The sequence below is a fragment of the Desulfonauticus submarinus genome, from assembly GCF_900104045.1.
GTDB lineage: Bacteria > Desulfobacterota > Desulfovibrionia > Desulfovibrionales > Desulfonatronovibrionaceae > Desulfonauticus > Desulfonauticus submarinus.
Map to the genome: position 1 here is coordinate 45573 of NZ_FNIN01000003.1, position 14719 is coordinate 60291.

14 protein-coding genes and 1 tRNA gene are annotated in these 14719 nt (G+C 31.1%); 7 read left to right on the top strand and 8 right to left on the bottom strand.

What is annotated here, in order from left to right; genetic code table 11:
- Nucleotides 1-19: 19 nt before the first annotated feature.
- From BLP60_RS04490 to BLP60_RS04520, 7 genes are read right to left on the bottom strand one after another with little or no spacing between them, the layout of a single operon-like run.
- The gene (locus BLP60_RS04490; RefSeq protein WP_092064106.1) at nt 20-1426 is read right to left on the bottom strand and encodes an ATP-binding protein; all 1407 of its coding nucleotides are present in this window, start codon (nt 1424-1426) and stop codon (nt 20-22) included.
- Between the two features lie 26 nt (nt 1427-1452).
- A complete protein-coding gene (gene radA / locus BLP60_RS04495; protein WP_092064109.1) occupies nt 1453-2781 on the bottom strand; it encodes a DNA repair protein RadA in 1329 nt (442 codons plus the stop codon).
- Between the two features lie 2 nt (nt 2782-2783).
- Nucleotides 2784-3614, bottom strand: coding sequence for a DUF3426 domain-containing protein (locus BLP60_RS04500; RefSeq protein ID WP_092064112.1), 831 nt, complete (start codon nt 3612-3614; stop codon nt 2784-2786).
- 14 nt (nt 3615-3628) lie between these two features.
- Entirely contained in the window at nt 3629-4147 is a 519-nt protein-coding gene (hpt, locus tag BLP60_RS04505; RefSeq protein ID WP_234970951.1) for a hypoxanthine phosphoribosyltransferase, read from the bottom strand.
- Nucleotides 4148-4169: 22 nt separating this feature from the next.
- Complete coding sequence (locus tag BLP60_RS04510) at nt 4170-4637, bottom strand: N-acetyltransferase (RefSeq protein WP_092064117.1); 468 nt, start codon at nt 4635-4637, stop codon at nt 4170-4172.
- Nucleotides 4634-5098 (bottom strand): TlpA family protein disulfide reductase, encoded by a 465-nt coding sequence (locus tag BLP60_RS04515; RefSeq protein WP_159427684.1) that lies wholly within the window; start codon nt 5096-5098, stop codon nt 4634-4636. Before BLP60_RS04515 ends, BLP60_RS04510 begins: the two co-directional genes overlap by 4 nt.
- A gap of 28 nt (nt 5099-5126) precedes the next feature.
- Complete coding sequence (locus BLP60_RS04520; protein ID WP_092064123.1) at nt 5127-7532, bottom strand: homocysteine S-methyltransferase family protein; 2406 nt, start codon at nt 7530-7532, stop codon at nt 5127-5129.
- 195 nt (nt 7533-7727) lie between these two features.
- Here BLP60_RS04520 and BLP60_RS04525 point away from each other — a divergent pair, with 195 nt between their 5' ends.
- Genes BLP60_RS04525 through rpiB form a run of 6 tightly spaced genes read left to right on the top strand, consistent with a single transcriptional unit; the run spans nt 7728 to nt 12605 of the window.
- Nucleotides 7728-8666: a sigma-70 family RNA polymerase sigma factor gene (locus BLP60_RS04525; protein ID WP_092064126.1), complete on the top strand. Its 939-nt coding sequence runs from the start codon at nt 7728-7730 to the stop codon at nt 8664-8666.
- A complete protein-coding gene (locus BLP60_RS04530; RefSeq protein ID WP_234970952.1) occupies nt 8659-9405 on the top strand; it encodes an HD domain-containing protein in 747 nt (248 codons plus the stop codon). Before BLP60_RS04525 ends, BLP60_RS04530 begins: the two co-directional genes overlap by 8 nt.
- Nucleotides 9398-11059 carry a tetratricopeptide repeat protein gene (locus BLP60_RS04535; RefSeq protein WP_092064129.1) on the top strand — a complete coding sequence of 554 codons (1662 nt, stop codon included), beginning with the start codon at nt 9398-9400 and terminating at the stop codon, nt 11057-11059. The genes BLP60_RS04530 and BLP60_RS04535 overlap by 8 nt, the downstream gene beginning before the upstream one ends.
- A 9-nt stretch (nt 11060-11068) precedes the next feature.
- A complete protein-coding gene (locus BLP60_RS04540; RefSeq protein WP_092064132.1) occupies nt 11069-11809 on the top strand; it encodes a hypothetical protein in 741 nt (246 codons plus the stop codon).
- 7 nt (nt 11810-11816) lie between these two features.
- A complete protein-coding gene (locus tag BLP60_RS04545) occupies nt 11817-12149 on the top strand; it encodes a hypothetical protein (RefSeq protein ID WP_092064135.1) in 333 nt (110 codons plus the stop codon).
- A 15-nt stretch (nt 12150-12164) separates the two neighbouring features.
- A complete protein-coding gene (rpiB, locus tag BLP60_RS04550) occupies nt 12165-12605 on the top strand; it encodes a ribose 5-phosphate isomerase B (RefSeq protein ID WP_092064138.1) in 441 nt (146 codons plus the stop codon).
- A 63-nt stretch (nt 12606-12668) separates the two neighbouring features.
- On the opposite strand, the gene BLP60_RS04555 is transcribed toward rpiB, so the two are convergent.
- Nucleotides 12669-12744, bottom strand: a tRNA-Lys gene (locus BLP60_RS04555).
- 144 nt (nt 12745-12888) lie between these two features.
- Here BLP60_RS04555 and BLP60_RS04560 point away from each other — a divergent pair.
- On the top strand, nt 12889-14682 hold the full coding sequence (locus BLP60_RS04560) for a protein-disulfide reductase DsbD family protein (protein ID WP_092064141.1): 1794 nt from the start codon (nt 12889-12891) through the stop codon (nt 14680-14682).
- Nucleotides 14683-14719 lie beyond the last annotated feature (37 nt).

The window sequence follows — 14719 nt, forward strand, 5'->3', positions numbered from 1 at the left end:
CTCACATAACATCATTAAATTACGCGTCTTCTTCACAAGGAAAATAGACAAAAAAAGTAGTTCCTTTATTTTTTTCTGTCTCTACTCTTATCTTTCCGCCATGCTTTTTTACTATTCCATAAACAATAGAAAGCCCTAATCCAGTACCCTTACCCACTGGTTTGGTAGAAAAAAATGGATCAAATATTCTATCTAAAACATCAGGTGGCATACCTACTCCACTATCTTCCACAGCTACTTCAACATATCGCTTTCCATTTAATTCTGTTTCCTTTGTACTAATCTTTAAATAACCACCCTCGGGCATTGCCTGAATTGCATTCAAAAACAAATTTATAAAAACTTGTTTTAAATTATCATAATTACCCTTTATCTTAGGAATATCCTTTTTGAATTCAGTAATTAATTGAATATTAGAAATCATAAGTTGATTTCTGACCAATTTTAAAGAAGATTTAACCACCTCTTGAATGTCTAAACTTTCATCTGCATCTTTTAACTTACTTCTTGAAAAATCTAACAAATTTTTTACCACCGTACTAGCTCGTCTTGCCTCTTCTATTATATCTGAAAGCATTTCTTCTCGTTCTTCTACAGACAAATCCTTCCATTCGTCTACAAGCATCTCAGCAGTAAGAGAAATATTGTTTAATGGGTTATTTAATTCATGAGCCACTCCAGAAACCAATGTACCTACTGATGCTAATTTTTTGGCCTGAAGTAGATCTTTTTCTCTTGCTTCAAGCTCTTTTATCATCAAGTTAAAAGCCTCTATAATTGGCGCAAATGAAGACACTCTATCTTTTACTGTAGGAATATAACTAAAATCACCATTAGCAATTCTAATGGTTGTTTCTTGAATAAATTTTATCTGTTTTAATAAAGTATAAGTTATGAAAATTAAAAAAATTATTAATAAAGTACCAAATAAAAACATCAAAACAGAAGGTATTAATAACAGCCTATTTAAAGATTTATTGACATATACCTTATTTACAGAAAGTATTTTTTTTGCAATAGTTAATATTTCGTGACCAAGTTCTCTTATTTTATTCACATTAGGTTTTTTCTTATTCTTTACTTCAGTGATAATTTTTTTATATTCAGCAAGTTTTTCTTTTAAATCAACAATGCATTTTTTACATTCTGGAAATTTCTGTTTTAGCATAAATTCATTTGAATCTTTTTCTATTTTACTAATATAAAGCAAAACTTCACTTAAATCATTTACATCTATACCAAAAGCAAAATTCTTTTCATATCTTCTAAGTTCAAGAACATCTTCCATAAAATCATGAGCCCGTTCTAAAGAATTTAATTCTTCTTTAAACACATTCATATTATAGATATAAGCAATTAAATGAAAAATAAGGAAAATAGCAGAGGCCGCTGTAATTAAAATAATCCGAAGCTTAAGGTCTTTCATCTGTTACCTCTTATCTTAAATTTCTATTAAGCAAATAATATTTTATGCATATCTTCCAAAGACTTTAAAGCCTTACTAGGGGCAAAAATAGGGGCATATCCAAGTCGTTTAGCCTGGCGCATTCTAAGATCATGTCCTAAAACATTTCTAATTTGACCATTTAAATCTATCTCTCCCCAAAATACACTCCCTTTGGGAAGAGAAGTATCATAAAAAGAAGAAAGCACTGCTGCGCATAAAGCCAAATCCAGGCCAGGTTCCTTTATTTGCAATCCTCCACCAATCTTAACATATACATCTTTATCTTTAAGGTTTATCCTAATTTTTTTCTCTATTACAGCCAGAAGTAAGTTTAAACGGTTTTGGTCTATTCCCTGAGAGACCCTGCGAGGCATAGCTAAAAAAGAATTATTAACAAGAGCCTGTACTTCTACTGCTAAAACCTTTTGACCTTCTAAGGTAAGGGTAAGGGCCTGGCCACTAAATGATTTCTCTCCATCTTGGAGAAAAAATGTTGCTGGATCTTTAACAACTTCTAACCCATTTGTTTTCATTTCTAAAATAAGCACTTCATCAGCAGGCCCATATCTATTTTTCACTACTCTTAAAATTCTAAAAAGATGCTCTCTATCTCCCTCTAGGTACAATACACAATCAACCATATGTTCTAAAAGCTTAGGTCCAGCAATAGTACCGTCTTTAGTTACATGGCCTACTAAAAATAAACATAAAGCACTAGATTTTGCTAAAGAAATCAATTCTAATGTCACTTCCCTAACTTGAGAAGGACTACCTGCAACAGATTCTAAATTAGAACTAGTAATAGTTTGAACAGAATCAACTACAGCAAAATCATAGCCTTGTTTTAAAATAGACATTATTTCTTCTAAACTAAGACTATAAAAAAAATATAAATTTTCTGATTCAATGCCTAAGCGATTAGCTCTACTTTTAACCTGAGCCAAAGATTCTTCGCCACTTATATAAATTGTTTTTAACCCTTTTCTAGCTAAAAAACCTGCAAGTTGTAAAAGCCAAGTAGACTTGCCAATTCCAGGCTCTCCTCCTAATAAATACACTCCTCCTCTTACCAGACCTTTTCCTAAAAAGGTATCTATCTCTTTTATTTTTGTAGAAAAATATACTTCCTCTTGAGGTAAATTTTTATCAAGAGAACAAATAGGAGTAGAAATTTTTAAATCATTTAAACGATTACTCTGAATAGAAGAATGTTTTTTAGAAAAAAAGATTTGTTGAAGAGAATTCCACTCCCCACAATTAGGACATTGTCCATACCAGGTTAAAAACTTACTACCACATTTTTTGCAAATATATTGCTTTTTTTCTTTTGCCAAGGCTATTTCTTTTTAGGTGGATTTTTTACATCTATAACTTCTAAACCAAATTCTTGTACATTTTCAGGAGGATTATAAAAAACAACCATAAACGGAACTCTTCCACCTGGTTTAACAAAGGTATTATTAGTCAAGATGCCAATTTTTGAGTTTAAAACTCCTTCTAATTCATCTTTACTCATCATTTGTAATTGAAACAAAGAAGCACTATTGCCAGCTAAAAATTCTTTTTTTTCTATTATATTCCCTTTATCATCACTAATAGTTGCTCTAATTTTTATTAATTCTTTTGTTTGATTAAAATTATTAACTGCCTCTCCCTCTATAACAAATAACTCTCCAATCTTTTCATTTTTTACAAAATATTGTTTTACATTTTCTAAAGCAATATTTTTAACCTTTTCTTCTAATTGCTTCTTATTGAGCTTACTTTCTACTTTTCCTGAAGTAGGAAAAATCCATGACTTGATTTGAGGATAAAATAAGTATCCAGCAATACCTATCAAAATCAAAACAACAGTAAGAAAAACAATGATAAATACTTTTTTCTTATTTATCTTCTTATCTTTTTTTACCTCTTCGGCTTCCTCTATATTTACTCTATATTTTTTATCAGACTGGACAGTCAAACCAGAAGAAACTGATTCCTCTTCAGGGATAGCAGTATCATCTATTTCATCAAGCTCTAGTTTATCATCAACAGGCTCATCAGGCTTATCTGGCTTATATGGAAAAATATGACCACATTTAGAACACTTTAACTTTACTCCTTCCTTTACCTTATCATCTGGCAAATTATATTTAACTTTACACTCGGGGCATTCAACTATCATCTAACTTCCCCCTTTTAATTAAACTTAAGTTCAAACACTCCAGAAAGATTTCTATATTGTTCTGCATAATCAAGCCCATAACCAACAATAAATCCTTTTTCCAGCGAAAATCCCACATAATCTACCTGAACATCTATTTCCCTACGTTCTCTTTTATCAATTAAGGCACAAATTTTCACACTTTTTGCCTTCCGAGCTGTCAAAACTTTTTTTAAATAAGCCATGGAATGGCCTGTATCAACAATGTCTTCTACCAAAAGTAAATGTTTTCCTTCTACTGAAATCTCTATATCTTTGGAAAACACCACTTTTCCAGAACTACTAGTCTTATTTGCATAACTTGAAAGACGAACAAAATCTACTTCTAAATCTAACTTGATCTCCCTCACTAAGTCAGCAAAAAACATAAAAGCTCCTTTTAAAACACAAACAACAATTAAATCCTTCTCTTTATAATCTTGAGTAATTTGTTCTCCTAATTCTTTTACGCGTTTAGAAATTGCTTCAGAAGTAAACACAGGCATAAGCTTCATAGTCTCCTCCATGTAAAAAATATTACATCTCTATTAACATTGCAATTTCATCACATTCTGGGAACTTTGGGCATTTAAGACAATCTGCCCATACTTTTTGAGGTAAAACATTTTTATCCACTACCTTAAAACCAAGGTGAGCAAAAAAATTCTTTTGATAAGTTAACACAAAAACCTTATAAATACCTAAAGTAATTGCTTCACTAAGACACATCTCAACTAATTTTCTTCCCCAACCAGACCCTTGCTTATCTCTGCGCACAGCCAAAGACCTAACCTCTGCCAAATTATCCCAAACAATAGTCAAAGCACAACATCCATAAATATCTTCTGTGGTTCTCTCTGCCAAAACTAAATAATCTCTTAATTGAGAATACAACTCACTATAGGATCTTGGCAAAAGTAAACCCTCATTAGCATAATCCATAAGCAAACCATGAATTGCCTTAACATCTTTTATCCTAGCTTTGCGAATATAAAGGGAATTCACTGTAAAAGCTCTCCTATTTTTCTATTTAACTCATCAAAAGAAATATATCCCTCATGAACATAAAGCTTTTGTCCATTTTGATTATAAATTATTAATTTAGGTAAACCACTAACCTCGAAAACACGAACGACATCACCTCTTCCTAAAAAAACAGGATAATTAAAATTTACTTTATTTATAAAGTTCAAATACATAGCTGGACTTTCATCCAAAGAAACTCCAAGTATTGAAAGCTCTGCCTGGTCATATACTGTTCTAAGTTTTATTAAACCTGGTATTTCCATTCTGCAAGGTGGACACCAACTTGCCCAAAAACTAACTAAAACAAGTTGGCTTCTGGCTGTGGCAATCATTGAAATCACATCACCTGACTTCACAATTTTAATCTCTTTAGCTTTAAGGGTTACACTAGAACTCAAGATAAAACTTATTATCACACAAAATATAAAAAATCTTCTCATATATCCTCCTAAACTAAAACAAACTTCCTCAATTAAAAGCTTCCTCCTTGGCATTAGTAATAAGCTCTTTAACTAATTTAACTGCTGCTACAGCATCCTCTGAGTAACCATCTGCACCTATTTTTTTAGCAAATGCCTGAGTTACTACAGCTCCTCCCACAATAACTTTACAGTCCAAATTCTGTTCCTTAACTAACTTAATTGTGTCTTCCATTCTAACCATAGTGGTAGTCATAAGAGCAGAAAGCCCAATAATCTTTGCTTTCTCCCTTTTAGCAACCTCTACTATTTTAGTGGCTGGCACATCCTTCCCCAAATCAATAACCTCAAACCCATGATTTTTTAACATTAAACACACAATGTTCTTACCTATATCGTGAATATCACCTTCAACTGTAGCCATTACGATTTTAGGCCCTCTTCTCCCACTTTCTTTTTTTAACCAAGGTTCTAAAAAGGCCACTCCTTCTTGCATAGCCTCTGCACTTAAAAGAAGTTGAGGAAGGAAATATTCTCTTTTCTCATATTTCTCTCCCACTTCTGTAATTCCAGGAATCAATTCCTCATTTAATAATGCAAAACCACTTTTATGTTCTATTTCTCTTTTTAAAATCTCAATTAATTTCTCTTTATCTCCTGCAATAACTGCATCTTTTGCATTTGAAATTATTCTTTGTTTGGAAATTTTTTTTTCTACTCTAGACTCTCCAACTTGCCAATTTGAAAACACATTTACAAACTCTTTGGCTTGTTTATCTTTATTTAACAATAGATTAGTAGTATAAAATATCTCTAAAATCTTAGACGAATTAGGATTAACAATACAGCTACTAAGACCATTTGCGATAGCCATAGCCAAAAATGTTGAATTTATTAATTCCCTGGCAGGCAGACCAAAAGAGATATTAGAAAGGCCTAAAGTTGTTGGGAATCCTTGTCTAGTACAGTACTTTATTACCTCTAAGCAGGCTTTTGCTGCTTCTGGTTTAGAAGATACAGTTAAAGCCAAGGCATCTATCAAAATAAGACGTTTAGAAATACCTAAATCTAGGCATTTCTTTATCATCTTTTCTATTATAGCTATACGTTCTTTAGAAGTAACAGGGAGTTTTTTCCCCTCTAAAGGCAACAAAATAAAAGGGGCTCCATAATCTCTACATAAAGGCCCAAGTTTTTCTAGTCTTCCTTTTTCTCCACTAATAGAATTTATCAATGGAGAACCAGGGTAAATCTGTAAACTTTTCTCAATAGCCAAAAAATTTGTTGAATCAAAACAAAGAATAGGATCAAATCGTTTAACAAGTTCAAAACCTAACCTTGGTAATATTTTATCTTCTTTAACTAAGGGAGCACCAACATTTACATCTAATACCTTAGCTCCTGCCTCTAACTGCTCTTCTCCAAGTTCAAGAGCATAGTGCAAGTTCCCGCTTTGCAACTCCTCTGTAAGAATTTTCTTGCCTGTAGGATTTATTCTTTCTCCAATCAACACTGGTTTATGTTCAAAACCAAAAAATACATATTTTGACCTTGAAGTAAGAGCAAACGAAGTATGCGCAGAATTCTTTTGAAATTTAAGAGAACTCAGTAATTCTCTTAAAGAGGCAATATGTTGAGGAGTCGTCCCACAGCATCCACCAAGACATTTCACCCCCATTTTAGCAAATTCAAGCATTTGAAAGGCAAAAGGCTCTGGTTCCAGTTTAAAAACAGTTTTCCCATCCTCCAAAACAGGTAATCCTGCATTTGGTTCCACTAAAATAGGCGTAGAAGATACTTCTAACATTTCCTGAACAATAGGGAGCAGTTCCTTAGGCCCAAGGCTACAATTAATAGCAATAAAATCGACATTCATGTTCAACATTGTTAAGACAAAACCAGTAGGTGTTGTGCCTGTAAGAGAAGTATTTCCCTCAAAGGTCATAGAAATACCAATAGGAAAAGAAGCATCAACCCGTCTTGCAGCCACAACTACAGCCCTAGCCTCAGCTAAATCAAAATGAGTTTCTCCTAAAATCAAATCTACTCCACCTGCGACAAGCCCTCTTATTTGTTCTTCAAAAGCATCGACTAATTCTTCAAAGTCCACATCTCCTAGAGGTCTAAGCATTTTCCCTGTAGGCCCTACACTTCCTGCAACTAAAGCTTTCCCTTGAACTGCCTTTTTAGCTAACAATGCCATTTTTTTATTTACTTCAAACACATTGTACTTAGAGGGAAGTTTAAATCTATTAGCTCCAAAGGTATTAGTAGTAATCACCTTTGAGCCTGCTTGAACATAAGCTAAATGAGCATTTACAATGACTTCTGGTTTACAAAGAGCAAAAATTTCTGGCATTTCTCCCGGAGGAAGTCCTTGACCCTGTAAAAGAGTACCCATCCCGCCATCAAAAAGAATAAACTCATCTGAATTTAAAATTTCTCTAAACTTCATAAATCTTACCTATTTAAAAATACTTAACTTTCTTACATTAAGCCTAGACAAATCCCATTTTTGTTTTAACAACAATAAATCTTAGTTTATTATATTAAACCAACATGTATTTGGGTTTTCATAGTGTAAAACCTTGCAAAGGACAAATAAAAAATATACTCTCCCTATTAACAAACAACTTAGGATAAATTTTTTATGAACTTTTCTCGCCAAAAATTACCCCAAACTCTTCCTGAAAAATCATTAAAACTAAAAACGAACAAAGGTGGCTATCCTCAAATAAAAGATAGCCTTAGCTTATATTTAAAAGAAATTAATAATTTTCCTATACTCTCTCCAGAAGAAGAAATAGAACTAGCCAAAAGATATCATGAAAAAAATGACCAAGAAGCTGCCTTTAAGCTTATTACATCTAATCTTCGTCTAGTAGTAAAAATTGCTATGGATTTTCAAAGAAGATGGATGCAAAATATCTTAGACCTCATTCAAGAAGGCAATATTGGGCTTATGAAAGCAGTCCAAAAATTTGATCCAGATAAAGGAATTAAATTCTCATACTATGCATCCTTTTGGATAAAGGCCTACATTTTGAAATTTATTATGGATAACTGGCGGATGGTAAAAATCGGAACAACCCAAGCCCAAAGAAAGCTCTTTTATAACCTAAACAAAGAAAAACAACGCCTAGAAGCAATGGGTATTGTGCCTGACGCGGAAACCATTTCTTCAAACTTAAATGTCTCAGAAAAAGAAGTCATAGAAATGGGAAAACGAATGGGACAACAAGACCTCTCTCTGGATATGCCGTTAAATGATGATGAAGAATTTACTCCTCTGCATGTCATTCCCGCATTAGAAGGAACTATTGAAGAAAAACTTTTTCAAGAAGAAACCGCCAATATTCTTCAAGAAAAATTAAAAACACTCTTGCCTAAGTTAAATGAAAAAGAAAAAGACATTCTAGAATTAAGACTACTTGCAGAAAATCCTTTAACCCTAAGAGAAATTGGAGAAAAATACGGAATTACTAGAGAAAGAGTACGCCAAATTGAAGCTAGATTACTCCAAAAAATCAAAAAACACTTAAAAGAAGAAATTTCTGACTTTTCTAAGGATTGGATTTTAGATGCATAAGATATTTGAACAGTTAAAAATAGAGGCTAAAAAAATAGCAAGCCAAAATATGCCTAAATTTTATACTCTTTTTGTAAAAGAGCAAAGACAATCTCATGCATTTTTCTTTGATAATCCTTTAATATATAGATTGCGAGAAGATGTTTTACCTTTTTTGCTAGACAAAACAGGTCATGGCATTGACCATGCTAAAAAAGTAGCTATTGATGCAAGCACGCTCATCCTACTAGAATGTAAAAAACTACCTCAAAAAACAGTAAAAAGACTGTTTCTTTTAGCTCAAATAGCAGGCCTACTCCATGATATTTGCAGATATGAACCCAATCATGCTCAAAAAGGAGCAGAACTAAGTTTAAAAATACTTGAAGAATATCCTTTGGATACAGTGGAAAAGCAAAGTATTGCCTTTGCTATTCAAGAACATGAGGCATTCTCTTCTCAAAAACAACCAAAGGATGAATATCAAGAAATAATTAGTGCTGTATTATACGATGCAGATAAATTTCGCTGGGGGCCAGATAACTTCACAACAACTTTATGGGAAATCTCTACTACAAAAGAATGGTCTCCACTAGACTTAAAAAACAAACTTCCTCAGGCATTAGACTTTATTTCTAAAATAAACACTACTTTTCGCACCAATACTGGCATGCACTTTGGTCCAGAAATAATTGAGTGTGGTCTCAATATTGGGAAATATATGTATCAAACTCTCAACCAACTGGAGAATTATGCGTAAATTAATACTTTTTATTCTAACTATATCCTTATGTTTCTCCTGTGCTAAACAGGTAAATAAAGCTACCTCCTCTTCCCAACCTCTAACACCAAAAGCGCAAAAAATATATACATTTCTTAAATTTTGGAGGCTAGAGGAAAAAGGTTTATTTGAAGAAGCAAAAAAACAAGCTGATAAATTACTATCTCTTGCACCATGTCCCTATGTTTACTTAGAAGTAGCCAACTTTTATTGGAGAAATTTAAAATTTGAAAAAGCCCGCAACATCTTAAAACAAGGGATTCAAAAATGGCCAAAAGAAAAGAATCTTTACCTCTCTCTTGCTAAATCATATTTAGCAGAAAAACGTTTTCAATCAGCCCAGACCACTCTTGAAACTTATTTGCAACTCTGCCCCAAAGACTATTCTATTTATCCTGAAATTGCTGCTATTTATATAGAAACAGAAAACTATACCAAGGTAATAGATTTACTTCAAAAACTTCCTGCTTCTCAACACACTAAAATAACTCTCTATTATTTAGGACGAGCTAACTTTGAACTAGGAATGGCTTTAAAAGCTGAAAATTATCTAAAAAAAGCCTTAAAAAAGGATGAAAACTTTTTTCAAGCATGGGCAGAGTTAGCTTATATTTATGAAAGTACAAAAAGATATGCAGAAGCAGAAGAAGTATACTCAAAACTTCTTCAAGAAGAAAACAATAATGAACAATTAATTTTAAGACTTATAAAGTTAAATCTAAAGTTAAACAATTCTAAAAGAGCACTTAACTTCATCAAAAAATATAATTTATCTTTAGATAATAAATTAAATGCTGTTTTAGATTTCATAGATTATAAATATTACAACATAGCAAATAAATTATTGGATGATATTGTAAAACAAAATGGATATTCAGATAGGATATACTTTTTCTATGCTTTATTATACTATGAAAAAGATAAAAATATAGATAAAAGCATTTATTGGCTAAACAAAATAGATAAAAAAAGTAAATATTATAATAGAGCTCTGAAATTTAAAATCCAAATGCTACTAGATAGTAATAAAATTAAAAAAGCTAAAGAAATTCTCTCTAAAGCTTTATCTTTTTTCCCTAAAGACAAAGAGTTTGTTATTCTTGAAATAAATCTTTTTGAACAAACCAACCAATATAAAACAGCCTTAAAAAAAATCAACAAATATCTTCAGATATGGCCTAAAGAAAAAGAATTACTATATCGCAAGGCTTTAATTCTAGAACACTTAAAAAAACGGGAGCAAGCTCTTAGGTTAATGCAGAAGGTAATCTCTCTTTATCCAGATTATGATCCAGCTCTAAATTTTGTAGGCTATATTTTAGCAGAAGAAGGTAAAGACTTGGATAGAGCAAAAGTCTTAATAGAAGAAGCTCTAAAACTTGATCCTGAAAATGGATATTATCTTGACTCCTTAGCATGGGTTTATTTTAAACAACAAAAATATCAAAAAGCATGGAAAATAATCCAACAAGCGGTAGACAAAGTAAAAGATGATCCTACCATTTGGGAACATTATGGGGATATAGCCTTTAATCTAAGGCTATTTAACAAAGCCAAACAAGGATACGTTAAGGCCTTAAAATTAAAACCAAATAATCTAAAACTTAAACAAAAATTAAAACAATTAAAATAAAATAAATCTGTGAAGATAAAATTTTTAATAATTCTGTTTACCTGCTTTTTATTATCTTTTTCTTGTACGGTTAAAAAAGTAAGAAAAATTTCTACGTTAAGCGTATGGGAAAATTTTATATCTCATCAAAAACAGCTTAACACTATTAATTCGTTTCTTTTAAAAGGAGCTGTACATATACGCGATAAAAATAAAAAACATCGTCTTATATATACTTGCTTTGGGAAGTTCAATAAAATTATTCGTTTTGATATATCATCTTCATTAGGGCAAACTCTTTCTATGTGGCAAGTTACTCCTCATAATTTTTTAGTATTCTTTCCTTATGAGAAAATAGCTTATACTTCTAACAATCCTAATTTAGAACTAATAAAACTTGGATATCCACTGCCCTTTAATTTAAACAAAACTGTTGAGTTATTATTAGGAAAAATAAGTATCATTACAAAACCAAGGTCAATATTAATTGAAAATAACACAATTAAGTATATTTTTAACGACAATAATATCAACTCTCTAACTATAAATCACAACGGCACAATAAAAGAGTTGGTTTTACAAAATTATAAGATTAATTTTTTAAAATACAAAAAAATAAGTTCTTTCTATTTACCAAGTAAAATATATATATATGGTCCTAAAGACTTTTTTCTTAAAATATATCAAAAAAAAATAAAACCTACATTCAAACTTGACAAAATTGAACTAACTCTTCCAAAAGAAGTACAAGTTTATCAAGTCGTAAACTGAGGTTAATATGTTAAAAAAAGTAAAAAATTTATTCATAATTTATTATGTAGGCGTGCGTATTTGCTTTAGTGAAATTGCTTTAAGTATCCTAAAATGGTTAAAAAAAATCGAACTAACACAGCTACAAAAAAGGCTAAACATAGAATATACTCTCTTGGGTAAAGAGATAAGTGAGCTTAACACCTTAAATAACCCAATTATAACCCTACATCTTGAACAAATAAAATTTTTAAAAAAAGAAATAGAATTTTTAAAAAAAGAACATGAAGCGCACATTAGCCATCTTTTAACTGCCAGAAAAACAAAAATAAGTTATTTTATAGATTCAAATTCTAAATAAGGAAAGGAGAATACCATGGAAAACAAAAAAATTCTTGTCTTTGGATCAGACCATGCTGGAATAAACCTAAAAAGAACCCTAATGGACTTCTTTCATCCAGAATTTGAAATACTTGATGTTGGGACAAAAGAAACAAGCAGCTGTGACTATCCTGTATATGCCAGAAACCTATGTGTAAAAGTGCTAGAACACCAAACACTAGGAATACTGATCTGTGGAACAGGTATTGGAATGAGTATCACAGCCAATAGGTTCAAAGGGATTCGCGCAGCTCTATGTATTAATGAATATATGGCCATTAAAGCAAGAGAACATAATGATGCTAATGTTCTTTGCTTAGGAGAAAGAGTTGTAGGCGTAGATCTAGCTAAACACATTGCCTCTGCTTTTATAAAAACTAAATTTGCTGGGGAAAGACATCTTAAAAGAATCGAGTTAATAGAAAAGCTAATTTAAATACTCAGGAACACTATCTTAAGGTGCAAGGAGAAAAAAGAAATTAAAAGAGGGGATAAAAAATGGTGGGCTACCAAGGACTCGAACCTTGAACCAACGGATTAAGAGTCCGCTGCTCTACCAATTGAGCTAGTAGCCCAACCAACGAGCTAAGTTTTTTATAGCTTATAAAAACTATTGTCAACCAAAAAATAAATTTTTAATATAAAATAGAAATGCAAAAGGATTAAAAGATATTTATCGTTAGGATATTATTTAAAAAATCAAAACTAACAAAAATCTTATGCAACTATCTAAATACTCCAATCTTAATAAAAATAAAAAAATTTTAAGTCTATGTATTCTTTTTTTAATTTTTTTCTTACAGGTTCAAAATATTTTTCCTCAAAAACTTAAACCTTATAAATTTAAATCATCTATTTATTTTTCAACACAATCCAAAAACAACATTTTTGTTTTTTGGATAACGCCTAAAAAAAACTGGCATTTTTATGCCCCTAGTAAAGGGGATCATCAGCAGTCTACGCGTATAACTGCTTATATAGATAATATACAACTACCTGTTTACTATCCACCTGCCTCCTATATTCCTAATCCTATAGATCCTCGTGAATCAATTGCGGTGTACAAAAATGCAACTCCTTTTTTTATTATAATACCTTCTTCTCTTTTATCAAAAAAACTATACCTCCATCTAAAATTACTATTATGCTCTGCAACCAAATGCTTTCCCCTAGAACAAAATATTGAATTTACTTTAAAATATCCTAAAAAAAAGATTCCTTCCTCTCTTCAAAGTATTCTCTCTAGGTCTAAGCCCAAGATGTTCTTCAAAGCACAACCTTCTCTCCAAGTTTATAAGCAACTTCCTAAATTTTCTCCTCAACCTATTTTTCCTCACTTAGAAACCAAAAGCCTAACTCAAGCAATTCTATTTGGTTTTTTAGCAGGACTTATTTTAAACCTAATGCCTTGTATACTACCTGTAATAGGTCTCAAATTAAGAGCTTTTCAAAGCATTTTAACTCAACAAAAACAAATAAAAATATTTAAAACCCATAACTTCTTTTTTATTTTAGGTATCTTAACCTATTTTTCTATATTAGCCCTATTCTTGGCTTGGACCAAAGTCTCGTGGGGAGAAATTTTTCAAACTCCTAAGTTTATACTGGGAATCTTATTTTTTATCTTTATTTTAGCTCTTTCGATGTTTGAATTATGTCAGCTACCTATGCTAAATCTTAGCAAACCAAGCCCACACTTAAAAACAGAAGCTTTCTTAACAGGACTTTTTATAACCCTTTTAGCAACGCCATGCAGTGGCCCTCTACTTGGCGGGGTATTAGCTTGGACACTTAACAATTCTCCTTTAATAACGTTTATTGTCTTTATAAGCATAGGAATTGGTTTGTCTTTCCCATATATTATTATAACTTTTTATCCTAACCTTATCATCTTTTTTCCAAAAACTGGAAAATGGAATCTTTTGTTAGAAAAAATAATTGGATTTTTACTTCTAGCTACTTGTATATATTTACTATATCTACTTCCATCATTATTTTTATTTAAAACATTGATAGTTTTATTAACTATATCATTTCTTTTATGGATATACAAAAATTTCTTAATTAATAATAGTAACCATATTATCAAATTTTTATATAAAATATTATTTGTAATTTATTTGATGACATCTATATTATGGATATCTAACATAAATAAAAATGATAATATTTGGACAACTTACAAAACTAATACCTTTCTAAATATCATCGGTAAAAAACATATATTAGTAGATTTTACAGCAAACTGGTGTCCAACATGTAAGGTATTAGAAAAAACTGTTCTAACAAAAAAATTTATAAGAAAATTACATAAACAATATGATATTATCACAATTAAGGTGGATTTAACTACTAATAACATTGAAGGAAAGCAGCTTTTAAATGCTCTAAATAGCCAAAGCATTCCATTGGTGGCTTTTTTCCCTAAACAAAATCCCTTACGACCTATAATATTTAGGGATGTATTTACTCAAAAATTGATAGAAAAAACTCTTAGCAAATATTTCAAATAAACTTTTTATAATGTGTTGATTTTACATGCTTTTTAAA